Source organism: Methylophilus sp. DMC18 (genome assembly GCF_056314005.1).
In genome coordinates this window covers 596,233-620,742 of the sequence record NZ_JBQUZE010000001.1, presented here as the reverse complement: position 1 = coordinate 620,742, position 24,510 = coordinate 596,233, and the positions used below count along the sequence as shown (strand labels likewise).

General features: G+C 52.1%; 28 protein-coding genes. 12 read left to right on the top strand and 16 right to left on the bottom strand.

The window, feature by feature from the left end; all coding sequences use genetic code 11:
• Window positions 1–22 precede the first annotated feature (22 nt).
• From ACT53G_RS02810 to flgA, 3 genes are all read right to left on the bottom strand, one after another.
• Entirely contained in the window at window positions 23–505 is a 483-nt protein-coding gene (locus ACT53G_RS02810) for a flagella synthesis protein FlgN (protein ID WP_194746909.1), read from the bottom strand.
• A 5-nt stretch (window positions 506–510) separates the two neighbouring features.
• Window positions 511–831, bottom strand: coding sequence for a flagellar biosynthesis anti-sigma factor FlgM (flgM, locus tag ACT53G_RS02805; protein WP_275354946.1), 321 nt, complete (start codon window positions 829–831; stop codon window positions 511–513).
• A gap of 161 nt (window positions 832–992) precedes the next feature.
• A complete protein-coding gene (gene flgA, locus ACT53G_RS02800) occupies window positions 993–1,760 on the bottom strand; it encodes a flagellar basal body P-ring formation chaperone FlgA (protein WP_194746911.1) in 768 nt (255 codons plus the stop codon).
• A gap of 276 nt (window positions 1,761–2,036) precedes the next feature.
• On the opposite strand from flgA, the gene flgB reads away from it, so the two are divergent.
• From flgB to flgL, 11 genes are all read left to right on the top strand, one after another.
• Window positions 2,037–2,459: a flagellar basal body rod protein FlgB gene (flgB, locus tag ACT53G_RS02795; protein ID WP_476168635.1), complete on the top strand. Its 423-nt coding sequence runs from the start codon at window positions 2,037–2,039 to the stop codon at window positions 2,457–2,459.
• A gap of 19 nt (window positions 2,460–2,478) precedes the next feature.
• Window positions 2,479–2,886 (top strand): flagellar basal body rod protein FlgC, encoded by a 408-nt coding sequence (gene flgC / locus ACT53G_RS02790; protein ID WP_194746913.1) that lies wholly within the window; start codon window positions 2,479–2,481, stop codon window positions 2,884–2,886.
• A gap of 20 nt (window positions 2,887–2,906) precedes the next feature.
• Complete coding sequence (locus tag ACT53G_RS02785; protein WP_194746914.1) at window positions 2,907–3,578, top strand: flagellar hook assembly protein FlgD; 672 nt, start codon at window positions 2,907–2,909, stop codon at window positions 3,576–3,578.
• 38 nt (window positions 3,579–3,616) lie between these two features.
• A complete protein-coding gene (gene flgE / locus ACT53G_RS02780) occupies window positions 3,617–4,855 on the top strand; it encodes a flagellar hook protein FlgE (protein ID WP_275354942.1) in 1,239 nt (412 codons plus the stop codon).
• A 44-nt stretch (window positions 4,856–4,899) separates the two neighbouring features.
• The gene (gene flgF, locus ACT53G_RS02775) at window positions 4,900–5,643 is read left to right on the top strand and encodes a flagellar basal-body rod protein FlgF (protein ID WP_194746916.1); all 744 of its coding nucleotides are present in this window, start codon (window positions 4,900–4,902) and stop codon (window positions 5,641–5,643) included.
• Between the two features lie 53 nt (window positions 5,644–5,696).
• Window positions 5,697–6,479, top strand: a complete 783-nt coding sequence (gene flgG / locus ACT53G_RS02770) for a flagellar basal-body rod protein FlgG (RefSeq protein WP_194746917.1) — start codon at window positions 5,697–5,699, stop codon at window positions 6,477–6,479.
• Between the two features lie 40 nt (window positions 6,480–6,519).
• Complete coding sequence (locus ACT53G_RS02765; RefSeq protein WP_194746918.1) at window positions 6,520–7,170, top strand: flagellar basal body L-ring protein FlgH; 651 nt, start codon at window positions 6,520–6,522, stop codon at window positions 7,168–7,170.
• 87 nt (window positions 7,171–7,257) lie between these two features.
• The gene (locus ACT53G_RS02760) at window positions 7,258–8,343 is read left to right on the top strand and encodes a flagellar basal body P-ring protein FlgI (RefSeq protein ID WP_476168767.1); all 1,086 of its coding nucleotides are present in this window, start codon (window positions 7,258–7,260) and stop codon (window positions 8,341–8,343) included.
• Between the two features lie 13 nt (window positions 8,344–8,356).
• Window positions 8,357–9,433, top strand: a complete 1,077-nt coding sequence (flgJ, locus tag ACT53G_RS02755; protein ID WP_476168634.1) for a flagellar assembly peptidoglycan hydrolase FlgJ — start codon at window positions 8,357–8,359, stop codon at window positions 9,431–9,433.
• 102 nt (window positions 9,434–9,535) lie between these two features.
• A complete protein-coding gene (flgK, locus tag ACT53G_RS02750) occupies window positions 9,536–11,179 on the top strand; it encodes a flagellar hook-associated protein FlgK (RefSeq protein ID WP_476168633.1) in 1,644 nt (547 codons plus the stop codon).
• Window positions 11,180–11,219: 40 nt separating this feature from the next.
• Window positions 11,220–12,125, top strand: coding sequence for a flagellar hook-associated protein FlgL (flgL, locus tag ACT53G_RS02745; RefSeq protein WP_194746921.1), 906 nt, complete (start codon window positions 11,220–11,222; stop codon window positions 12,123–12,125).
• Between the two features lie 108 nt (window positions 12,126–12,233).
• On the opposite strand, the gene fliR is transcribed toward flgL, so the two are convergent.
• The 13 genes from fliR to fliF form a co-directional block, all read right to left on the bottom strand.
• A complete protein-coding gene (gene fliR, locus ACT53G_RS02740) occupies window positions 12,234–13,001 on the bottom strand; it encodes a flagellar biosynthetic protein FliR (RefSeq protein WP_194746922.1) in 768 nt (255 codons plus the stop codon).
• An 18-nt stretch (window positions 13,002–13,019) separates the two neighbouring features.
• Complete coding sequence (gene fliQ, locus ACT53G_RS02735; RefSeq protein ID WP_194746923.1) at window positions 13,020–13,289, bottom strand: flagellar biosynthesis protein FliQ; 270 nt, start codon at window positions 13,287–13,289, stop codon at window positions 13,020–13,022.
• A 23-nt stretch (window positions 13,290–13,312) separates the two neighbouring features.
• Entirely contained in the window at window positions 13,313–14,077 is a 765-nt protein-coding gene (gene fliP / locus ACT53G_RS02730) for a flagellar type III secretion system pore protein FliP (protein ID WP_476168632.1), read from the bottom strand.
• Window positions 14,078–14,188: 111 nt separating this feature from the next.
• Complete coding sequence (gene fliO / locus ACT53G_RS02725) at window positions 14,189–14,710, bottom strand: flagellar biosynthetic protein FliO (RefSeq protein ID WP_476168631.1); 522 nt, start codon at window positions 14,708–14,710, stop codon at window positions 14,189–14,191.
• 21 nt (window positions 14,711–14,731) lie between these two features.
• The gene (gene fliN, locus ACT53G_RS02720) at window positions 14,732–15,157 is read right to left on the bottom strand and encodes a flagellar motor switch protein FliN (RefSeq protein ID WP_194747501.1); all 426 of its coding nucleotides are present in this window, start codon (window positions 15,155–15,157) and stop codon (window positions 14,732–14,734) included.
• A 59-nt stretch (window positions 15,158–15,216) separates the two neighbouring features.
• Entirely contained in the window at window positions 15,217–16,221 is a 1,005-nt protein-coding gene (gene fliM, locus ACT53G_RS02715; RefSeq protein WP_194746924.1) for a flagellar motor switch protein FliM, read from the bottom strand.
• Window positions 16,222–16,236: 15 nt separating this feature from the next.
• Entirely contained in the window at window positions 16,237–16,851 is a 615-nt protein-coding gene (locus ACT53G_RS02710; RefSeq protein WP_275354932.1) for a flagellar basal body-associated FliL family protein, read from the bottom strand.
• A 150-nt stretch (window positions 16,852–17,001) separates the two neighbouring features.
• Complete coding sequence (locus ACT53G_RS02705; RefSeq protein WP_476168630.1) at window positions 17,002–18,396, bottom strand: flagellar hook-length control protein FliK; 1,395 nt, start codon at window positions 18,394–18,396, stop codon at window positions 17,002–17,004.
• Window positions 18,397–18,414: 18 nt separating this feature from the next.
• The gene (gene fliJ / locus ACT53G_RS02700; RefSeq protein ID WP_194746927.1) at window positions 18,415–18,861 is read right to left on the bottom strand and encodes a flagellar export protein FliJ; all 447 of its coding nucleotides are present in this window, start codon (window positions 18,859–18,861) and stop codon (window positions 18,415–18,417) included.
• 18 nt (window positions 18,862–18,879) lie between these two features.
• Complete coding sequence (gene fliI / locus ACT53G_RS02695) at window positions 18,880–20,361, bottom strand: flagellar protein export ATPase FliI (protein WP_476168629.1); 1,482 nt, start codon at window positions 20,359–20,361, stop codon at window positions 18,880–18,882.
• Between the two features lie 30 nt (window positions 20,362–20,391).
• A complete protein-coding gene (locus ACT53G_RS02690; RefSeq protein WP_194746928.1) occupies window positions 20,392–21,060 on the bottom strand; it encodes a flagellar assembly protein FliH in 669 nt (222 codons plus the stop codon).
• Between the two features lie 24 nt (window positions 21,061–21,084).
• Window positions 21,085–22,080, bottom strand: coding sequence for a flagellar motor switch protein FliG (fliG, locus tag ACT53G_RS02685; protein WP_194746929.1), 996 nt, complete (start codon window positions 22,078–22,080; stop codon window positions 21,085–21,087).
• A 3-nt stretch (window positions 22,081–22,083) separates the two neighbouring features.
• The gene (gene fliF, locus ACT53G_RS02680; protein WP_476168628.1) at window positions 22,084–23,805 is read right to left on the bottom strand and encodes a flagellar basal-body MS-ring/collar protein FliF; all 1,722 of its coding nucleotides are present in this window, start codon (window positions 23,803–23,805) and stop codon (window positions 22,084–22,086) included.
• A gap of 277 nt (window positions 23,806–24,082) precedes the next feature.
• On the opposite strand from fliF, the gene fliE reads away from it, so the two are divergent.
• Window positions 24,083–24,448, top strand: a complete 366-nt coding sequence (gene fliE, locus ACT53G_RS02675) for a flagellar hook-basal body complex protein FliE (RefSeq protein ID WP_194746931.1) — start codon at window positions 24,083–24,085, stop codon at window positions 24,446–24,448.
• The last annotated feature ends 62 nt before the right edge of the window (window positions 24,449–24,510 follow it).

Sequence of the window (24,510 nt, the reverse complement as noted above, 5' to 3'; positions counted from 1 at the left end):
GATCGTTTGATTTTAATGCGAGTTATACCGCAAAACTGGTGCGAGAGCTGTGGGCACCGTGAGTTTGGCCATTTTTGCCATAGAACTGCGTGGCATTGGTTGCTTTGCCTTGAATCGCATCCAGTTTTTCCTGGTTACGTTGAAAATGCTTGTTGATCAGGATGCCGTTGATGCGGTTAAGCTCTTTTGCCTGCGCCAGCTTTTTCTGGAACTCCATCCATGCAGTATCCATCACTTTGCCATGACCTAACTCCAGCCATTTAGCCATGCCTTTTTCATTGGCTTCGAAGCCGGCGGCCGACAAGGCAGCGTAACGCTGTTTTGCGGCTTCACCCAGCGCCTGTAGTAACTCTACACGCTGATCAATAATCCGTTCTATGGTGTCCAGATCAGCTTTGACCAAAGCTTTTTGTTCATTCTGCAAATCTTCAATGAGCGCTTCAACCAGATTGGCATCCGCTTCAAAACTGATCTCAGGGATAGCGTTGCGATTTGCAGTTGTCATAAACATCATCCTTTTTTCGAATGTATCAAATCCTTAACGGTTTGCAATAAGCCGTCAGCCACTTTACCCGTGTCGACAGTAAAGTCTCCACGCGCAATAGCACTTTTAATTTCGTCCACTTTGTGCGTATCAAACACCTCTGACGAGGCGATCCCCGCTTCAATGGACTGCATCTGCACCGATGCCGCGGACAATGTCACATTGTCTTTGCTGGCTGGCGTTGCCGATGTGCTTGTTTTTTCGGTACTTTTGCTGCTGGTACCTTTATCTAATACTGGTTTATCTACACCAATCCCAAGTTTCTTGATCGAATCTGAAATATTCATGCTATCCCTCTGCCTTGATGTCTGAGTTTGTCGGGTGACTAAACCCTCATTGATTAACAGTTCTATCGGCATAGTTTAAGCGAACTTTAGTTGTTAATATAGTTTTTATCTCAAGATTCTGATCGAGAAGTATTTTTTCATGGATGTCGTGGTGAGTCTGCCTAATATCTTACATCGACTTTTCCACTCGACAGTGCAACCCCTTTAATCACCTGGCCGCTACTGACTTTGACATCCACCACCTGCCCTGCATTGGCTGTTTGCAGTGCAGTCCCATCTGCACTGACCACAAATCCTTCGCCACGGCTATTTAACTGTACAGTCTGACCCTGCATGATCACAGGTCTGGACTTAAGCAACTCTGGGCGCAACACCGTGCCCAGCGGCATATTCAAGGCGGCTTGTTTGCCTTCAAGCATGGACAAGTCCGTGATAATGCCAGCCGGTAACTTGCTTAAATCCCCTGATTGCAACACCACATCGTTCGGGCTGAGTAGTGCACCCTGACTGACTGGCACTGCCGTCACTGCATATTCAGCCCACACTTGCACGTCTGCCTGCACATACAGCGTCCATAACTTGGTCTCGGCTTGCAGGCAACGGACACCTATATGTGTTTTACCCCACAACCGTGAGCCTGGTACGGTAAATCCTTCCATCATGTCGCAGGCAGCAATACGAACACGGCTGTCTAGTGGCTGAATGTCGACATTGACTTTGCCTGGATAACCTTGCGTCTGGCTCTGCACATATTGCACAGCGGTTTGATATACGCGGCTGTGCATGTCTGCGACCGCCGGCTCAGCGACACGCTGATTGGCCAGCGTAGCGGTTGTCGCCGTACGGTCAGCTGCGTGCAATAAATGACTGAAGAACCCGGTCAGGGCAATCAGCATCGCACAAAAAATTGTAAGCAGACGAGGTTTCATGAGCATTCATTCTACGCACAACCGCTGGCGCTAAATGCTCAAATAAAGGGGATTTACCGCATTTAATTCAGAAATTGTTCATAAACGTGCGGCGTACACTAGGCATAGCTAGTAAAAGTGACTCGAGCAATAAGAGGTAACGAGTTATCAGGATTAACGGCAGTGTCTGGCAAACCTTTAGGATGTTTTTGAACAAAGGTGCTTTGGCGACGAGGCTACAACAATCGCTAACCAAAGATTAAAGCCAGAGATTCAGGCAAGTGAAAGGAATCAATGATGATCAACAAATTAGACGCCGCACTGAATTTTCATCAGACGGCATTGCGTGTACGCAATGAACGTCAAGAGCTGTTGGCATCCAATATCGCCAATGCGGATACACCGCAATACAAGGCACGCGATATCGACTTTAAAGCCGCCATGCAGGCCGCCATGCATCCAGCCAGTAGCACGGGTAGAGCGACAGGTGGTTTGCAAAAAACCGACTCGGGCCACATGCAAGGTCAGCCGAATCAGGGTTACGCAGGCCCGGGTGATCCATTGTTCCGTACGGTGACGCAAGCCTCTGTAGACGGCAATACGGTAGACATGGATGCAGAACGTAATGCCTATGTCGATAACGGCATCCGTTATGAAGCAAGCTTAACCATGATCACCGGCCAGATCAAAAAAATGCTGACCGCAATCAACGGCCAGTAATTGAGTAAGGAGTACTGACATGTCTTTGTTTAATGTATTCAAGATTTCCGGCTCTGCGATGAGCGCACAATCCATGCGTCTGAATACCGTAGCCAGCAACCTGGCCAACGCGGACAGCGTGGTCAGCTCTGACGGCAAACCCTATCAAGCCAAACAGGTCGTGTTCAAGGCCGTGCAAGATGCGGCGAATCAAAACGCCAGCACGGTTGCGGTTGACGGCGTGATTGAAGATAACCGCCCCGGCAAAGTGGTCTACGACCCCAAACACCCGATGGCCAACAGTGAAGGCTATATCACCATGCCTAACGTCAACGTTACTGAAGAGATGGTGAATATGATCTCTGCCTCCCGAGCTTATCAAAACAACGTGGAAACCATGAATGCGGCCAAGACCATGTTGCTTAAAACACTCAATATTGGTCAATAACCTGCAGAAAGGAATCTCATATGACCACGGTGAATACAAACAATCAGGTCCCTCAAGACTTGCTCAATACAGTGAACAATCGCTCATCAAGTACAACCAGTACCGATGATGCCCAAGATAGGTTCATGAAGCTTCTGGTGACGCAAATGAAAAACCAGGACCCGCTCAACCCGATGGACAATGCCCAGGTGACTAGCCAGATGGCGCAACTGAACACGGTAACCGGGATCAACAAACTGAATGACTCCATGACCAGCCTCATCAACAACGTGCAGATGGGCCAGTCCTACCAGGCGACCAGCATGATAGGCCGCAATATATTGTCTGCCGGCAATACCATGGAGCTGGGTGAAAAAGGCGCACTGTTCGGTGTCAACATCCCGAACGGAGCCGACAACCTGACCGTCACCATTAAAAATGGCGCAGGTACCGTCATTCAAACACTGACGCTAGGCAAGCAGGCCACCGGAATCAATGCCCTGTCTTGGGATGGAAAAGATGCGAGCGGCCAACCGGCACCGACTGGCACTTATACCTTTGAAACGACCGCAACACTGGGGGATGCAAAAACAACCAGCACCGCATTAAGCCTGGCCCAGGTGCAAAGTGTTTCACAAATGAACGGCTCGTCCAGACTGAATTTGAGTACAGGCAAGGACGTGGCACTGGCCGATGTCCTGGAAGTATTCTAAAGCCCCACAGAATGTAATCTTACGCAAGGAGAAATAGCATGAGTTTTCAACAAGGTCTTAGCGGTTTAAATGCCACCTCTCAACAATTGTCTGTGATTGGCAACAACGTCGCCAACGCCAACACTGTGGGTTTTAAGCAATCAACCTCCAAATTTTCTGATGTGTATGCCGCCTCATTGAACGGCGGGGGTGCCACACAAATCGGGATTGGTACCAAGCTGGCCAAGGTCTCGCAAGAGTTCACTCAAGGCAACATCACCAATACCAACAATACACTGGATGTAGCTATCAATGGCAATGGCTTTTTCATTATGAGCCAGAACGGTGTCGTCACCTACACGCGTAACGGCCAGTTTGAGATGGATAAAGATGGTTATATTGTGAATAGTGAAGGCAAACGCCTCAGAGGCAACAGTGCTGACAACCTGGAAGGCTCCTCGCCAGTAGATATTCAAATTAACACCAGCGACCTGCCCCCAAAAACATCCACCCAGGTCACCGGCAAGCTCAATCTGAACTCGGATAGCCCAGTCATCGATCAATCGGTTAAACCATTTAACCCTTCTGATGCCACTACCTACACCAACTCGACTTCGATTACCGTGTATGATGCCTTGGGCAATAGCCATACGGTGCAGAATTACTTTGTCAAAACCGCTGCAAACACCTGGCAAACATATACCACTGCTGACGGCAGTGTGGTCCCACCGAAAGCGAATGCTTCAGATCCATATACAGCAACAGGCACGATTAAATTCACGACCTCTGGCGCGTATGACACCACCAACTCTACAGCCCTGAATGTCAGCTTTACACCTTCAAGCGGTGCAGCTGCCGTCAACCTCAAACTGGATTACACCGCCAGTACGCAATATGGCTCTGGCTTCAGTGTGAACAAGTTAGCCCAGGACGGCTATACCTCTGGCCGGATTGCCAACTTCAGCATCGGTAGCGACGGCATTATTGTGGGACGTTACAGTAATGGTCAATCACAGGCGCTGGGCCGTGTGGTTTTGGCCAACTTTGTCAACCCTAACGGCTTGCGCTCGCTGGGCGGCAATCAGTGGCAATCCTCGTTCGATTCAGGCGAAGCCTTGATTGGCGCACCAGGCAGCAGCACGCTGGGGGTATTGCAATCTTCGGCAGTGGAAGACTCCAACGTCGACCTGACTGCAGAACTGGTGAACATGATTATGGCGCAGCGTGTTTACCAGGCCAACTCACAAACCATCAAAACGCAAGACCAGGTGCTGCAAACACTGGTGAACATGCGTTAATTGAGTCGTTAAACGCTGAATGTTGACTGATTGAAGGAGTCGCAATGGACCGTCTGATTTATACCGCCATGACCGGCGCCAAACATATCCTGGAGCAACAGGCTACCACTGCACACAACCTGGCCAACGCAACGACAACAGGCTTCAAAGCGCAGATAGACAGCTTCCGGGCGGTGCCGATTTTAGGCGATGGCCTGCCGACCCGCGCCTTTGTGGTTGACGCCACCATGGGTACCAATTATGCCGCAGGCAGCATTCAGCAAACCGGACGCGACCTGGACATTGCCGTGCAAGGCGAAGGCTGGATTGCCGTCCAGCGCGCCGATGGCTCTGAGGGCTATACGCGTAACGGTTCACTCAAGATTAACCAGAATGGGCAGTTACAAACCGAATCCGGCTTGAATGTGATGGGCGATGGTGGTCCGATCAGCATTCCACCGGATGTCTCGGTGACGATTGCCAAGGACGGCACGGTCTCCAGCGTGAACAACCTGACGGCGCCCGGTGCAACCAATATTATCGGCCGTATCAAACTGGCAAACCCGCCAGAATCCAGTCTGAAACGGGCTGCAGATGGCTTGTTTGTGACTTCGAATGGACAACCGGCACCGGCAGATGCCAATGTCACGGTGGTCGGTGGTGCATTGGAAAGTAGTAACGTGAATGTCGTCGATACCATGGTCAACATGATCAGCCTGGCGCGCCAGTTTGAGATGCAAATGAAAATGCTTGATAACGCCCAAAACAACGCCGGAAAAGCTGATCAACTCTTTGGTTTGAATGGCTAAGGCCAGGACTAAGATGACACTATGAACATGGCTCAATGCCCAAGGAGTGAACGATGATACGCTCATTATGGATTTCCAAAACCGGTCTGGATGCACAGCAAATGCAGATGGACGTGATTTCAAACAACCTGGCCAACGTCAGTACCAGTGGCTTTAAAAAATCGCGTGCCGTATTTGAAGACCTGTTATACCAAAACCTGCGCCAGGTCGGTGCCCAGACTTCTCAGCAAAGTCAGTCACCCAGCGGCTTGCAGTTGGGTACCGGGGTCAAACCGGTCGCGACCGAGCGTATTTTCACCCAAGGCAACCTGCAGCAAACCGGTAACGACAAGGATGTCGCGATCCAGGGCCAAGGCTTCTTCCAGATTTTGCTGCCAGATGGCACCACCGCTTATACCCGTGACGGCTCTTTCCAGGTTGACAGCCAGGGCCAGCTGGTCACCGCTAGCGGCTATCCTGTACAACCGGCAATCAGTATTCCGGCCAACGCGCAAAGCCTGACCATAGGCCGTGATGGCGTGGTCTCGATCACCACTCCAGGTTCTACCGCCACTACACAGATTGGACAGATCCAGCTGGCAACATTTATTAACCCGGCCGGCTTGCAGGGCAAAGGCGAAAACCTGTATGTCGAAACCACGGCCTCTGGTAACCCTGGTGTGAACACACCAGGCACTAATGGCGCGGGGCTGTTGAATTCTGGCTATGTTGAAACGTCCAACGTCAATGTGGTGGAAGAACTGGTTAGCATGATTCAGACGCAGCGCGCCTATGAAATTAATAGCAAAGCAATCACGACCTCGGATCAGATGCTGCAAAAACTAGCGCAGCTTTAATCCCTGGTTGAGGGGCATTCAAATGATGAATAGAACGATCATGAGCTTATTACTTTGTCTGGCATTCTCCCAATTACTGAATGGCTGTTCCATCACGCCGTCTACGATTGTTCAAAAGCCTGAAACACCGCGCGTTGCAGCAGCCCGCCCGGATACGCGCAGCGAAGGGGCTATTTTTAACAGCGGTGCCTACCGTCCACTGTTTGAGGATCGTCGTCCACGCTATGTCGGCGACATGGTCACCGTGCTGATTACAGAGAACACCACCGCCAACAAAGCCACTGACAATGAACAAACCAAAGACGGTGCAACTACGGCTGGCGTCACCGGTTTATTTGGTCACAACGTGCCTAAAGCCTCATTCAATGCCAGCTCTGCCCTCTCCTTCAAAGACAAGGCAACTGCGGATGCCAGCAACACCTTTAGCGGCTCTGTCACGGCAACCGTGGTCGATGTGCTGCCCAATGGCTATCTCGTGATCAGCGGCGAAAAACAGATCGGCTTTGACAAAGGCACAGAGTATGTGCGCTTCTCTGGCGTGGTCAACCCGGACATGATTACCATTGGTAACCAGGTGGTCTCTACCAAGGTGGCCGATGCGCGTATCGAATACCGCACCAATAGCAAAATGGATGCGGCAGAAGTGCTATCGATGTTTTCCCGCTTCTTTCTTAGCATGATTCCGTTGTAAGGGGCACACATGATGAAACAAACACGCCCCCGCAACGCACGCACCCTGTTACGGTCTTTTTATGACTACAGAAAAGAACTGTTGTGCATGCTGTTATTGCTCAGCGTGACCATTGTCAACACCGATAATGCCCACGCAGAACGGATCAAAGACATCAGCAACATCCAGGGCGTGCGTAGCAACCAGTTAATTGGCTATGGTCTGGTCGTCGGTCTCGATGGCACTGGTGACATGACAGTACAAACCCCGTTTACCGTCCAAAGTATCATCAGCATGATGAACCAGCTCGGTGTGACGATTCCACCCGGGACCAACCTGATGCTGAAAAATATTGCCGCCGTCATGGTCACCAGTGCCCTGCCCCCTTTTGCGCAACCAGGACAAACACTGGATGTGACCGTTTCCTCCATGGGCAACGCCAAAAGCTTGCGGGGTGGCACCTTGCTGATGACACCGCTCAAAGGTGCAGATGGCCAGATTTATGCCATGGCGCAGGGTAACCTGGTGGTCGGCGGGGTCGGCGCTTCAGCCAATGGCAGCCAGGCCCAGATTAACCATCTGAGCGTGGGCCGGATTTCTGAAGGGGCGACCGTAGAACGCGCGTTGCCAAACACCCTGCTCAGCCAGGATATTGTCAGGCTCGAGCTTAAAGAAAGTGATTTTTCAACCGCCAATAACGTCGTGGAAGCCATCAATAAAAAGTTTGGCCCGATGACTGCGCAAGCCGAGAGCGGCCGCGTGATCCAGGTTCGCCCACCTGAAAGCATGAGCCGTGTCTCATTTCTGGCCAACCTTGAAACCATTAATGTGGCGCTGGCGGCAACGCCTGCCAAAATTATTCTCAATGCACGCACCGGCTCCGTGGTTATGAACAAGGCTGTGACGCTGGATAGTTGCGCCGTCTCGCATGGCAACCTGTCAGTGGTCATCAATACCTCTCCGGTCATCAGCCAGCCTGGCCCTTTCTCTAACGGCCAAACGGTGTCTACTGCAGTGTCTGAGATCAATATTAACAAAGAGCCTGGCAAAGTGCTCAAGCTCAACAATGGGGCCAACCTGGCAGATGTGGTCAAAGCACTCAACGCCATTGGCACGACGCCGCAGGACTTGCTGGCAATTCTGCAGGCCATGAAAGCGGCCGGTGCATTGAATGCCGAGCTTGAGGTGATTTAAACGGGAGGCGCTCATGCAACCACGTGTCGATCCAAATAGCCTGGCCATAGACGGCAGTGCGCTGAATAGTCTCAAGCGAGCCAAAAATGACTCGCCTGAAACCATTCGTGCAGTGGCACGTCAGTTTGAAGGTATTTTGATGAACATGATGCTCAAAAGCATGCGCGATACCGTCCCGCAAGAAGGCTTTGCCGATAACGAACAAAGCAAAATGTTTACCGGCATGCTTGATCAACAACTGAGTACCCATTTGAGCCAGAAAGGCCTGGGGCTCACTGATGTGTTGGTCAGGCAATTGAGTAAACTCAACGGACATCCCGTGGATACCAACACGCCCGCAAGCGGTAACGAATCGGGCAAGGCAAATAAAGCCACTGACAAAGTCAGCAGTGCAACGGTGCAGAGCGCAGCTCCCTCCCATGCCCAAGCCGTGCTGGCACAAGCAACACAAAAAATCCGTGAAGCGTATCAACAATGGGAAGCTGCTGATACTCAGTCCACAGCGCCAGCCAGCGATACCGCCTGGGCACGTGGCATCCCGGAATTGCCGCCTTTGATTGAAGAAACACAAGCCAATGTGCAAGGCTTTACCCTGCCCCAGGCGCCGTTGGCGACCGCGATGCGTGAAGTCGCTGGCAAAACCCAGCAATTCATTCAAAGCATGCTGCCACATGCGCAGGCAGCCAGTAACGCATCTGGCATTCCTGCCAAATTTATGATCGGCCAGGCTGCACTGGAAAGCGGCTGGGGTAAACATGAAATTAAAACAGAGAATGGCGTCAACAGCCATAACCTGTTCGGCATCAAGGCTGATGCCAGCTGGAAAGGCAAAGTCGTCAGTAGTACCACCACCGAGTACATGAATGGCGTCAAGCAAACCAAAGTGGAAAAATTCCGTGCCTACGACAGCTACAGTGATGCATTCAAGGATTACGCCAAAATGATTTCGCAAAATCCGCGCTATCAACAAGCCATGAATAACACGCATGATGCCAGCGCTTATGCCCATGCGCTGCAGCGTGCAGGCTATGCGACTGATCCGCAATATGGCAAAAAACTGACGCAAGTGATTAATCATTTGCGAAGTTGAAATTAAAGTATTTGAAAACATTGCCGTTAGGCAACTTAATCGTGATGTTGATGACCGTTTTTAAGCGGTCATCCATCCGCTTGCCCGAAAGGTCTATAGCATATGAATGTATTAAACGTTGGGAAAAGTGCGCTGACCGTCGCTCAGCTAGGCATTGCAACCACGGGACATAACATTGCCAATGCATCCACGCCTGGATACAACAGGCAGACGATTGTTCAAAAGGCAGCAGCCGCACAAAGTTTTGGTAACGGTTACCTTGGTCAAGGCGCCGAGGTTGGAACTATCGTGCGCTCCTACGATGACGTGCTGGCCAAACAAGTGATTAATACAACCAGTAACCAAAGTTCAAGCTCGGTATATTTACAAGGCATTAATGAAGTTAATAGCCTGCTGTCTGATGACAAAGCCGGCGTGAGCGCGGTGATGACCAACTTTTTCAGATCTGTCAGCGCAGCGGCTGCGAACCCTTCGGATATTGCCACCCGGCAAACGGTCATTTCCAATGCGCAATCCTTGGTGAGCCGCTTTACCGCAGTCAATTCGCGTCTGGATGAAATGCGTTCCAATATCAATACGCAAGTTTCAACCAGTGTGGCAACCATTAACAGCTATGCCAGCTCTATTGCGGATCTGAATGAAAAAATCAAGCAAGCGTTTAGTTCAACTGGTAATCCACCCAATGACCTGATGGACCAGCGTGACTTGCTCGTCGCAAAAATCAGTGAACAGATCAAAACGACAGTCCTGCCACAGCAAGATAACACTTACAACGTTTCCATCGGCAATGGCATCCCGATTGTACTGGGCAATCAATCCCAAGACCTGTATGCGGTACCCAATGACACGGATAGCACCCGACTTGAAGTCGGTTATGGTGCTTCTGGCTCGCCTAAACCGATAAGCGGCTCTCTGACGGGCGGCGCATTGGGCGGCGCATTGCAATTCAGGGATGAAACGCTAGACACGGTACAAAACCAGCTGGGACAACTGGCGATTACCTTTGCCACGGCGTTTAACAACCAGCACAAACAGGGCACAGACCTGACCGGCACCGTTGGCCAGAATATGTTTAATATTGCTGGCCCGGTCGCGATCAGCAACCGCAATAATACTGACCAGAGCAAACAGGCCTCTGTCGCGATCACGGACCCTTCACAACTGACCAGCAGTAACTACACCCTGGAGTATGTGAATGGTCAGTACAATATCACGCGCCAAAATGATAAGTACGTCTGGACAAATGTAACCTTGCCATTCAATCAGGATGGCATCACCATTAACACGAATACCAGTTCACCGACCAATGGCGACTCTTACCTGATTAAGCCTACCCAGTATGCTGCCAGCGGATTGACCCTGGCGGTAACGGATGTGGAAAAGCTGGCATTGGCCGACAACCCTTCTAAAGGGGAAAGCGACAACACCAATGCGCTAAAACTGGCTGATTTACAGAATCAGAACTTCGTCAGGGTGAATGCCAGCTCTACCAACAGAACCTTTGCACAGGCTTATGCCCTCACCACCAGTGCGGTGGGGATTAAAGCCAACCAGATGAGCATCATTAACCAGGCCGACAAAACTGCGCTGGATAATGCCACCTCGGCCATGCAGTCACAATCAGGGGTCAACCTGGATGAAGAGGCTGCCAACCTGCTACGCTATCAGCAAGCGTATCAAGCGGCAGGCAAAATGATGCAAATCGCCAGTAATATGTTCGATACCCTGCTAAGTCTGGGCAGATAAATTCAGAACTGGGTAAATCACATCGAGTAAGGATGTCACTATGAGATTAAGTACAAATACGATCTATGCCAATGGCACCAACCGCCTCATGGGCCTACAAAGTGACGTGAATGATCTGAATGAAAAAATTTCTTCAGGCAAGAAAGTCCGCTCGCCAGCGGATGACCCGGTTGCCTCTGCCAGGATTATCGAGATCAACAATAACAAGAGCATGAAGGACACTTTTGCTGAGACGCGAAAAACGGCCAGCAGCATGCTCGAAAACTATGAAACCAATTTATCGTCCGTGACTGACCTGGTGTTGAATATCAAGAGTTCACTGACGGCCGCGGGTAACGCCACCTATAACGATTCACAGCGCCAAAGTATTGCGACTGAGTTGCAAGGCCGCCTGGATAGCCTGATCAGTCTGGCCAACGCCAAAGACTCCATGGGTAATTTTATCTACTCAGGATTTACTACAGATAAGGCGGCATTTACCAGTGCGGGTGTTTTCCAGGGGGAGACCTCGCGCATGAATTTGCAGATTGACGATAACCGGACCATGCCGACCACGTTTACAGGTGATAGCGTGTTCAATGCCAATGGCAATAATTTATTTGCCAACATGCAACAGGCAATTACGTTGCTCAATACACCGATTACTGATGCAACATCGCGCACCAACTTCACCAATGGCCTGGCAACTGCTCTGCAGAATACAGACAAATCCCTGGACAGCATTCTTGATACCAGAGCGCAAATTGGTAGCCAACTCAATGAAATCCAGATTCTGGATGACACAGGCGATGATATATCCCTGCAATACTCTAAGGTACTTTCCGACTTGCAAGACCTGGACTACACGCAAGCACTGTCTGACCTGGCTAAAAAGAATACCATTATGGAAGCCGCTCAGAAGTCGTTTGTTTCGACCTCTAAATTGTCACTGTTCCAGTTTATTTAATTCAGACCGGTATCGCACTGATTTTTAGCCGATCGCTTACCAGCGATCGGCTTTTTCATGGATCAATCCAAACAATACGTCTAAAGCGCGATTGGTAAATCAGTGAGACTAATGCAGCACTTGCAGCATGTATTGCTGCGCATCGATCATCCAGTCCTCGACCGGATGAATCAGGGAAGGTAATCCGAGCAAAATCATGATAAACCCGACCGCGATGGTGATTGGAAAACCCATGGCAAACAGGTTGAGTTGAGGGGCAGCTTTGGTTAATACGCCCAGCGCCATGTTGGTAATCAGCAGACTGGCAATCACGGGCAAAGACATCAGCAAGCCTTGCGAGAAAATATGACCTCCAATGCTTGCAATCGCCTGGCTATTCAGTTGCCAGTGCGTCATGCCTATCGGCATGGTTTCAAAACTCTGCATCATCACCGCAATGACAATCAAGTGCCCGTCCAGGCTCATAAACACCATTAAGGTCAGCATGGTCAGCATCTGGGCGACGGCGATGGTTTGCCCTTCGGTATGCGGGTCATAAAAACTGGCAAAGCCCAGCCCCATGCTCATCCCCATCATAAAGCCAGCCAGCTCAACGGCAGTGAACATGAGCCGCATGACAAAGCCCATGCTGATGCCGATCAAAAACTGCGCCAGTAATGAGAACAAGCCTTGCCATGACAGCACGGCAATATTAGGCACCTGGATGCCAGGCACCAGTGCCAGCGTAATGATAAAGCCGATTGTGAGTTTAATGCGGTTGGGAATGGAGGGATGACTAAACAACGGCACCACGGCAATGCAGCCGAGGATACGTGTCAGCGGCCAGAGAAACTGTACCACCCATTGCTGCAGGTCTGAGTCATGAATCGTCAGCATGTGGCGAGGCAGCCGTCGTTAATTGACCAGCTGTGGAATCATGGTGAAGATATGGTGCATGTAGTCCACCAGCGTCATCAGCATCCAGTGCCCGGCCAATAGCAAGATCGCCATCACCCCTACCAGCTTGGGGATAAAAGACAAGGTCTGCTCGTTGATTTGTGTGGCCGCCTGAAAAATACTGACCACCAGACCAATGATCAGCGCAGTGCCCAATACCGGCGCTGCCACCAGCAAGGTGGTCTGCATGGCTTCACTGCCCAAGGTCAGGACTTGTTCTGGACTCATACAATACTCCAAAAAGAAACGAGTTAGAGGACAAAGCTTTGCGCCAAAGACCCCAGGATCAATTGCCAGCCGTCTACCAGCACAAACAGCATCAGCTTGAAAGGCAAAGAGACCACGGCCGGTGACATCATCATCATGCCCATGGCCATCAAGATACTGGCCACCACCATATCAATAATCAGAAACGGGATATAAATGGCAAAACCAATCTGAAACGCCGTTTTCAGCTCACTGGTCATAAATGCAGGCACCAGAATTCTGAGCGGGACTTCTTCTGGCGTATTGATGGACTCACTATGGGCCATATTGGCAAACATGGCCAGGTCGGTCTCGCGCGTTTGCTTGAGCATAAAGGTTTTAAGCGGCAAGACACCGCGTTGCAGCGCTTCCTGCATGGTGATTTTACTTTCGGAAAGCGGCTGGTAGGCATCGGTATAAATCTTGTCAAATACCGGCCCCATGACAAAAAAGGTAATAAACAAGGCCAGGCCTATCAATACCTGGTTAGACGGTGCAGATTGTGTCCCCAACGCCTGACGTAACAGCGACAGCACAATCACAATGCGCGTAAAACCGGTCATCATGAGCAAGGCGGCTGGAATAAACGTGAGTGCAGTCAGCAGAATGAGCGTTTGCAGGCTCAGTGTATAGTCCTGGCCCCCCCCTGGCGCCGGCGTCACCGTGCCGATGGGCAAGCCCTCTGCCGCCAGACTGCCTGATGACCACAATAGCAGCAGTCCGATTGGCAGCATGACTTGCAAAGACTTGAGGATGGAATGTAAACGCATGCAACAATACCCGTCACTGACTTGCGCCATCTTTGGACAGCACAAGCTCTAAAATAAGTTAGGGATAGTCTACGCTGGGGACAGCCCAATCAAAGGCTGGAAATAAGCCACTCAAGGCTTGTTTTTGAAAGATTTGACTTTGTCTTGCAAGGTGGCCTGCATCGCCTGTTGCAAACGCACGGCAAAAGAAGCTTGCGGATCAACAATCGCTTGAGCAGAGATCGCCTGGGCAGAAGGCTCTGCCGCCTGCATGCTGTCGGCTACAGCCGATTCAGTGGCACTCGGACTCACCTCACCCAACGCGGTCATTTGCCCACCATGCAGCCCCACCACCAGCCAACGGCCACCCACTTCAAGCACCACCACCCGCTCGCGTGGGCTCAATTGCAAGCCGCCAACCTGCCTGATCACACCAGCTTTTGAATAGCCTTGCCCAGGCAGGACGCGGCGCAAGAACCAGGCAACCGCCGCAATCGCCAGCAAGACGATCACCGTGCCCCACACCATACGGCCCAAGGTATCGCCGGTGCTAGGGGCTACCGTGGCAGCCGTTGTTGTCGCGGCAGCCAGGGCGAGCGGCGAAACACTCCAGCTAGCCACGGCGGCCAGCAGCCATTTGCATGCATGCATCATACGCATCAGTATCCCGGAAAGTTAGCGGTTCAGTTTACGGATACGTTCTGCGGGGGTAATGATGTCGGTCAGGCGGATACCAAACTTGTCGTTCACCACCACCACCTCACCTTGTGCAATCAGGCAGCCATTCACTAATACGTCCATGGGTTCACCCGCCATGCCATCCAGCTCAACCACAGAACCTTGCGCCAATTGCAGCAGGTTCTTGATCGAAATCTTGGTGCGGCCCAGCTCTACAGTCAGCTGTACCGGAATATCCAGAATAAAATCAATATCGTTCTGGGTGCCTTCGAGTTTGTTGCTGCTGCTAAACTCGTTGAAGACGGCGGCCTTGCCTATCGGCTCTTGCAATGCAGAGGACTCGGCTTTGGTTTGCTCGGCCAGGGCCGCGCCCCAGTCATCCTCGGCAATGGTTTGCACCCCTTCCGACTCAGGCATCCCCATGCTGGCCAGTGCGGCATCCAATTCCTCTTCATTACTACTTGTCGCGGGATCCATTGCCATTATGACTCTCCTTGCAATTGTTCCTGACTACTACCGTCAGCACGTATCATTTTTTCCACCTTGAGCGCATATTGCCCGTTAAACACGCCATAACGACACTCCATAATGGGCACGTTATCGATTTGTCCTTCTACCGTATCCTGAATATTCACAGGAATGACATCCCCCACTTTTAACGCAAGCAGGTCTGCCACCATCATCTTGCGTGTGGTCAGATTGGCCACAATTTCGACTTCTGCCGCCTGGATTTGCTGGGTCATCATTTTTACCCAGCGTTTGTCACCGCCAAGGTTCTCGCCTTGCAGGGACGAGGTCAACAAGTCCTTGATCGGCTCCACCATGGCATAAGGCACACAGAAATGAATTTCACCACTGTTAGGTCCCAGCTCCACATTAAACGTAATCGCCACCACCACTTCATTCGGCGTGGCAATGCTGGCAAACTGGGTATTCATCTCCGAGCGCAGATACTCAAACTGCACCGGATAAATAGGCGCCCAGGCTTTCTGGTAGGCGTCAAACAAGATATTCAGCACGCGTTGAATAATCCGCTGCTCGGTTTCGGTGAAATCACGCCCCTCCACCCGGGTATGAAAGCGGCCATCGCCGCCAAACATATTATCCACCAGCAAAAAGACCAAGGTAGGATCCAGCACCAGCACACCCGTGCCGCGCAAGGGATTCATATGGATCAAATTGAGGTTGGTGGGGACCACCAGATTACGGATAAAGTCCGTGTACTTGATGATCCTGACCGGCCCTACCGAGATTTCGACTGTACGCCGCAGAAAATTGAACAACTCAATACGCAGCAGCCGGGCAAAACGCTCATTAATGATCTCAAGCGTGGCCATGCGCCCGCGCACGATGCGCTCTTGCGTGGCCAGGTTATAGTTGCGAACACCAGACTCATCCTTGCTGGAGGCATCACTGTCATCGTCGCCCTCGACACCCTTGAGTAAGGCGTCGATTTCGTCTTGTGATAAAAATTTATCTGCAGACATGGTTACTCTCAGGCATTACTGGATGACAAATGAAGTAAACAACACCTGTTTGATCTTGAGTTGTTTACCCCCCTTTTTCAATGGTTTTTTCAGTTCTGTCAGCAGTTCTTCGCTGAGCTGAGCTTTGCCCTCAGGGGTCGCAATATCCGATGCTTTTTTACTGGTGAGCAACATCAATACACGGTTACGCATAAGCGGCATTTGTGCCTTCATTTTGTCGGCCAGCGCAGTGTCTTTGGCCTCAATGGTCAGGTCCAGTTGCAAAAACTTTTCATCGGGATCAGGCAGCAAGTTCACGGTAAACGTTTCAAATTGCAAATAGGCCGGGCCCGCACCCGCTTCACCATGGCCACCGCCACCACCGCTTTCATGCTCTTCCTCTTCTTCATCGGCTGCGGCCTCTTCCTCTTCGCCCTCAGCAGCACCTTCTTCGTGGCCATCTTCCTTCTCGGCCTTGCTACCGTGCTTATCTTTGGCCTGATGCGCCTCAGGTTTTTTCATCAGGAAGAAGGCTGCTGCGCCGCCGCCAGCGGCTAACGCCAGCACCACGGCCAGGATCACAATCAGTTTTTTCTTGGATTTGGGGGCGGCCTCTGCTGCACCGTCTGCTTTTGCTGGTTCTTGAGCCATGACACTACCTTTCTTACTGTAAAACCTTGACGATATATGGTGTCATTATGCGGAGAGCGCCCAGCAAAACATTGCCGGATAAAAGGGGAAAATCAGCGTTAAATCGACCTTTATGCTGGTTGAGGCATGCTAGCCAGCATGGAGCAATGCTTATACAAAGGTATCCACCAGGCCACGTACCACACGTGGCTGGACTGCCGTTTGCGGTGCGCTCGCCGTGTCTGACTCAGCCCCAGGGGCTGCAGTCCTTGCAGAATCACGGCTGGATTGCTGTTCAAAATGCTGTTGTGCCTGCTGCCCGTTGCCAACAAAGGTCTGGCCCAGTTGCAAGCCCTGGGACTGCATGCGATCACGCAGATCCTGCATGCCATCTTCCAGCGCCTGGCGCACCAGAGGGTTATCCGTGATAAAACTGGGATTCACTGACTGGTTATCGACCTTTAACACCACCTGGATGGGCCCCAAATCCGGGGGCGACAATGTCAGGCTGGCCACTTCGTCGCTCTGGCTAGCCATCTGCATCACATGCTGGTTAATTGCGGCTTGCCAACGGTCATCGGTAAACGGCGTCGTAATCTGGGTGGTGACCACCTGGCTCAAATCGGTCACGCCAGCCGATTGCAACCAGGGCGTCTGCGGCATGGCCTCTATCATGGGCAGCGTGGTCAATGTACTGGCGCCCTGCGTCGTTTCATGCGCACGCACGGCCTGCTCCATGACTTTCGGCAAGGCAATCTCCGCGCTGGTCGATTTGGCGTTATTCAACAGCGCTGTAAAACCTTCCGCCGTCTTTTCTGATTTGGTGGATAGGCTTGAGAGCTGCTTACCGTCTGGCACAACCGCGGTCGCTGCTGTCAGCGTGTCTTTGTCGGTGGCTGGCGTGATCTGCAACTCATTCGTTATTCCGTGTTGGCTAGAGGCTTTATCGAAGCCAGCGGCTGCAAAGCGACCGTTACTAAGGGTCAATGCGCCGCCTTCGGCGCCACCTTTTGCAGCCTCTGCGGGCTGATTGGCCCGCATCGCAAGCATGGTCTGCATCCATGGCATGATGCCGGCAGCCGCAGCACTGGTATCCTCAGTCGTGACAACACCAGTTTTTTTCTGGTCAGGTTTGGCATCGGTCAAACTGGCAGGGTCAATTAACCCCACAACAGGAGAGACCACGCTAGAAGCCTCTTTGGCGACATTGTTTGCCTGACTGGCGTTCTCGTCTGCTTTGGATTTGGCCGTGGTTTTGACTGTGCGGTGGGGAATATTTTTTTCAGTTGGGGCGACTTCTGTCCCCGTGGCGGCAGTGGCTTTGTCAGCCGGTTCAGTCGGTTCGCTCGCCTTATTCGACACAGCACCTTGCTCAGTGTTGCTCTCCGCTTTGGGCGCAGTAGGCTTATCTTTAGGCGCAGCAGGTTGGGCTTGGGCCATTTGCTGGCGCAAGGTTTGTGAAAACGCATCGGGTGACACCGGCTCCTGGCCGCCTGACGACGTCATGGGCACTTTAAGCGCCTCTGACGCCTGGGTAGGCAGTACTGGTGAATTAATCAAGGCCATCACATTACTCCCGGCTATTTACCAACGTGCTCGTCTGGCGCGGCTGGCAAATTCGTCCATCATTTTCTGATCACGCTTGTTTTCAGCCTTGGCCTGTGAGGTTTGAGCCCGCGTAATCAAAACTTCATAAGACTTTTGCTTGCGCTGTTTTTCCTGCAACCGCAACCGCTGCTGCTGGACAATCGCCTGACATTGTTCGATTTGAGCATTTTGCGTGCGTACCGCCAATTCCAATTGCGAGAAAAAGCCCTGAAAATTACGGTATAAATCGGCTTTAAGGCCGTTTTGCACTACCTGCTGCCATTGCTGCTCATATTCCTGCTGATATTGCGCCAGCATGACTTGCTGCTGTTGCGCCTGTTCCAGCTGTTGCATGGCCTGGGCCAGCGCCTGCATCGCCGCTTCCACTTCATCGGCAGCCAACTGATTAAGCAAGGTCAGGGTTTGGGTGGATTGTTTGGCCATGGGCTCGCTTTAAAGGGGCTATAAGGTTAGCGTGTTGGCTAATTGCTGCAGGCTATGCTGCATATCCGCACACTCATCAATGTCTTGTTGTAAAAAGGCATTGATGTCGTCACGTTTTCTAATCGCGATATCCAGCATGGGGTCTGATCCTGGCTGATAAGCCCCTACCGCGATCAAGTCCTGATTCCGCAGGTAGCGTGAGTACCACTGCTTGAGCATGCGGGCGGCCTGTTGATGTTCTTTGCTGGTAATGTTGTGCATGGCGCGACTGATCGACTGCTCGATATCAATGGCGGGGTAATGTCCGCTCTCGGCCAGGCTGCGGTTCAACACGATGTGTCCGTCCAGAATCGCGCGCGCAGAGTCCGCAATCGGATCCTGCTGGTCATCGCCTTCGGTCAACACGGTATAAAACGCTGTAATCGAGCCCTCGCCTCTGGCGCCGTTGCCGGTACGCTCGACCAGTGCCGGCAATTTGGCAAACACAGAAGGCGGATAGCCCTTGGTTGCCGGTGGCTCACCAATGGCCAGGGCAATTTCGCGTTGCGCCATGGCATAACGCGTGAGTGAATCCATAATCAGCAACACATTTTTGCCTTGCTGGCGGAAACGCTCGGCAATGGCCGTGGCATAACTCGCGCCTTGCAAGCGCATCAACGCCGAGACGTCGGCAGGTGCAGCGACCACCACAGAGCGTGCCAGCCCCTCCGGCCCCAGAATCTGCTCGATAAATTCCTGTACCTCGCGGCCCCGTTCACCAATCAGGCCGACCACGATCACATCCGCAGTGGTGTAACGGGCCATCATGCCCAGCAGCACACTCTTACCCACACCAGAACCGGCGAACAGGCCCATGCGCTGTCCCCTGCCCACGGTGAGCATGGCGTTGATCGCACGCACCCCTACATCAAGGGTGTCTTCAATCGGTGCCCGTTGCAATGGGTTGATCACGCGGCCATTAAGCGGCGCGGTCACATCCCCCGGAATTGGGCCCAGACCATCCAGCGGATTACCGGCTGCATCGACCACGCGTCCGAGCAAGCCATCCCCTACCGGAAAATGGCGCGCTCTATCCTGTGCACGTCGACGTGGCGGGCGGCCAATTTGTGGTTTTGGCACGGTTTCAGCAATTTCCATGCTGAACACCTTGGCGCCCGGGGTGACCCCCTCCAACGCGGTTTGCGGCATGAGCAGCAAATTCTCGCCATCGAATCCCACCACCTCGGCTTCTACCCGGCCTCCATCCTGTAACGGGATAAAACAGGCACCGCCTATTGGCATTTTGATACCGGTAGCGACCATCACCAGGCCAGTCACCTTGACGATACGACCTGCGACTTCAAGCGGGTCGACCATATTGATCAGTTCACTGCAATCGCGCAAATAACTTTGCCAGCGCTGCTCATGCACATTGGGCTGCTTGGCAGGCTCATTGGTGACTTGGGGGCTATTGTCAGCAACCGCGTCTAACGTCGGCAGCCCTGAATCTGAAATTGTCATGACGTAGGCTTAAACTAGAAAGTGAAAAACTTATTCGTGGGTGGAGGCAGGTTTATGCCAGTCATCATAGCGTGACAGCCCTTGTACCAGACGTTTCCAGCGGACCTCATTGCTGGCATCAATCTGGTTATCTGCCGTTTCAACCAGGCAACCGCCACGTTCGACTTGCAACTCTTCCACAATTTGCCAGCCTTGCTCTTTGAGTGTGTCGCCGATATGACTGCGTAGCACCTGCGCATCATCCGGGTGCACAATCAGGCGCGCGGGCTGTCTGACTTGGGGCAAATAGTGCATGGCATCCAGCACGACCGGGAGCACCGCCTGCGGATCAGCCTGCAGCTTGGTTTTCATCATGGCTTTGGCCAGATCCAGCGCCAGGCTCAAAACAGACTCGGCAACATGGCTATCCTGAAACGCCAGCGCCTGCTGGAAACTCTGCGCCATTTGCAACAACTGACCACGTTCGTTTTCCAGTTGTGCCTGCGCGTGCTGCATGCCATCGCCATAACCAATCTTGAACCCTTCTTCATAGGCTTCCTGGCGGACTTGCTTGAGAATTTCAGTGACCGTGCGCGCGGCTTCATCGGCCTGTGCCTGTTTGCGACGCACGCTCTCACTGCTATTAGCATCATCAAAACTGGCCATCTCCCAGCGCTGATAGGCACTCATTTGTTCTTTTGGGATTGCTGCAGCCACCATTATGCTTCCTTACACTGACTGGATTTAAACATATTGCTCGCCATCGCCTTTGGCAGCCAGCATGATCTGGCCTTCATCGGCCAGCCTGCGCACAATTTGCAGAATTTGTTTTTGCTGTGCTTCAACCTCAGACAGCTTGACCGGACCACGGCTTTCCATGTCTTCACGCATCATATCGGCTGCACGCGAAGACATATTTCGCAGGAACTTCTCTTTCATTTCATCAGAGGTTCCCTTCAAAGCCACAATCAACATATCAGATTGCACCTCACGCAGCAGCGTTTGAATGCCTTTGTCGTCAATTTCCAGAATATTGTCAAACACAAACATCTGGTCCATGATCTCCTGCGCCATATTGTCATCATAGCTTTTGAGGCCTTCCATCAATTTGGCCTCGTTGTCGCCACTCAGGTAGTTCATGATTTCAGCCGCGGTTTTTACGCCACCTATCGGCTGACGCTTCAGGTTTTCATTGCCTGACAGCATTTTCATCATGCCTTCATTGAGCTCTTTGAGCGCGGCCGGTTTAATGCTGTCGAGCGTGGCAATCCGCAAAATCACATCCTGACGTAAACGGTCAGTAAAATGCCCCAGAATTTCTGCGGCCTGGTCTGCCTCCAGATGTGACAAGATGGTCGCGATAATCTGTGGATGCTCATTCTTGATAAACTCGGACACGCTGAAGGCATCCATCCACTTCAGGCTTTCAATACCCGCGGCATCTTGCGATTGCGGAATCCGGCTTAACAGATTGGAGGCTTTGTCATCGCCAAAAGCTTTGATCAGAACCGAGCGGATATAGGCGTCCGAATCCAGACCGAAGTCACTGCTGCCGGCAAAGTCGACCATAAAGGACTCCAGCACTGCAGTTACCTCTTCACGTGGCACCGGCTTCATTGAGGCCATGACAATGCCCAGCCGCTGTACCTCTTTGGGTGACAAATACTTCATCACCTCCGCCGCTTCGTCTTCACCGAGGGCAAGCATCAAAATCGCGCTTTTAGTCAAGCCTTCAGTCATGGTTTATTTCTCCGCAGTCGCCCAGCTGGAAACCACATTCGCGACCATGCGTGGGTTTTCTTTGGCCACCTGCTTCACGGCCAGCAAGGTTTGATCCATCCGGCCATCATCGCCCGTTAACGCAGGAGGATCGCCACTCAAGGTGACCAGTGCATCTTCACCTTCAGCTGCACTGCCTGCCGCGCCGGCAACCGCTTCACCGCCTGCTGCCGCGTTTTGTGCCGCAGTCACAGCCAGTTGTTTTTTATCCGCGCCAGTCAGTTTGGTGGCCATCGGCTTGAGCAATTTTTTATAAATCATCATCAACACCACCACGCCAGCCAGGAAGCGCAAGGCATCTTTACCATACTCAATCATGACAGGGTCCTTCCACAGCGGTGGCTCAACCAGTTTTTCCTGTGCTTCGGCCACAAACGGGGTATTCACCACAGAGATAGTATCGCCACGCTCTTTGTTGTAGCCCATGGCCTGCATTGCCAGGTCGCTTACCTGCTGCTTCTCGGCTGCTGTCAGTGCACGGTAAGTCGTTTTACCGGTGCTATCCACGACTGGGATGTGATTGACCACCACCGCCACATGCAGGCGCTTGATGCCGCCCTTGGCCTGCTGGATATAGCTCACAGTCTTGTCCAGCTCGTAGTTGGTAGTGGTATCTTTTTGCGTATTTTGTGGCGGGGTTGGGGCAGCAGCAGGCGCAGCATTTTCCCCTTGACCCTGCGCACCAGGGGCATTGATCGGAGCATTTGCATCTGCAGGCGGCTGGTTAGACAAAGCACCAGGTACCGCGCCGTTGTTGGCGCCGGTATTTTGCGTCTCATGGCTTTGCGCACTGCGAATTGCCATGTCATCCGGCTTGGTGTTGGGTTTATAGGACTCGTTGGCCTGTTCTGTCATCGAGAAGTCAATCTCGGCGCTGGTTTCGGCGTGCACATTTTTCGCACCGACGATAGGCGTAATAATGGATTCCACGCGGCGAGCAATGCTGTTTTGCATATTCTCCACGTAGGCCATCTGCTCTGGGTCTAGGCCACTTTGCTTGAGCTTATTGGCGTTGTCAGACAGCAAATTGCCGTTTTGATCGACCACGGTGACGTGATCGGCAGACAGGTTAGGCACACTGCTTGCCACCAGATGCACGACGGCACCCACTTGTTGTGCGTCTAACCGGCGGCCATTGTGCAGATTGAGCAGCACAGAAGCGGTTGGGTATTGTTGCTCGCGCACAAACACGCTGGGCTTGGGAATCGCCAGATGGATACGAGCAGCCTGCACGGCAGAGATAGACTGGATACTGCGTTCCAGCTCGCCCTCAAGGCCGCGTTGAAAGTTTACCTGCTCAACAAACTGAGACACGCCAAATTTCTGGTTTTCCAGCAGTTCAAAGCCGATGTTGCCGCCTTTGGGCAGACCTTGTGCCGCCAGTTTCAAACGTGCCTGATGCACCATGTCAGCAGGCACCAGAATGGCACCACCACCATCGGCAAATTGATAAGGGATATTCAATTTATCCAACTCGGCGACGATGGCACCGCCATCCTTGTCAGCAAAGTTGGAGAACAACACCCGGTAATCCGGCTTCTGACTCCACAGCCAGAACACCACCATCACCGCGACCACGGCAGCAATCCCGGCGACCAGCATTAACTTTTGTCCGAGCTGCCCAAACATGTTGGACGCTCCGCCAGACTCATTGCTTGTTGTTAATAAGGCAGCATCAGCAGCCATCTGAACCTCCAATATTACCTACTTGCAGTGACCTGCCTCCCGGCCTGTTGATTGCCGGTCATGCTGCCACCTCTTTTGAACTTCAATATCCTGTCAGGACACTTTCACATGGATCACATTATGCGCTGACCCTGCCTATTCAAATCAGCAAATAAGACGGATTAATGTTGCCTATTTTGCAAAGCAGTCCAGCTGGCGCAATGTTACAGTGCTCACCATGAGATTAAGAGGCGATGGCCTCCCCCACCAAATGAGTACAGGATGAAAGGAGACACCTATGAACGCAGGCGGTATTGATGCACAACGCATCTCCTCCATGCTGGCGCAATTACGGGCGGCGGCTCAAAAACCAGAAGGTCTGGGCAACAGTGCCATTGCCAATCCGGTCGCCAAGCCGCCCCAGGCAAGCCCGACGACACAAGTGAGCTTTAGTGATGCACTGAAATCCTCTCTGGACCAGGTCAACAATATGCAATTGCAGGCCGAACAAATGGGCAAGGATTTTGCCATGGGAAATGACAACGTCAGCCTGTCTGATGTCATGATCTCCGGGCAAAAAGCGAATATCGCCTTTCAGGCCACAGTACAAGTCCGCAACAAACTGGTCACCGCCTATCAGGACATGATGAATATGCAAGTCTAGGCTTAACTAGCCAGCTGGCGACTGGGCCAGACCATCAGTCCGTTTTAACAGTGAGAAAAGAA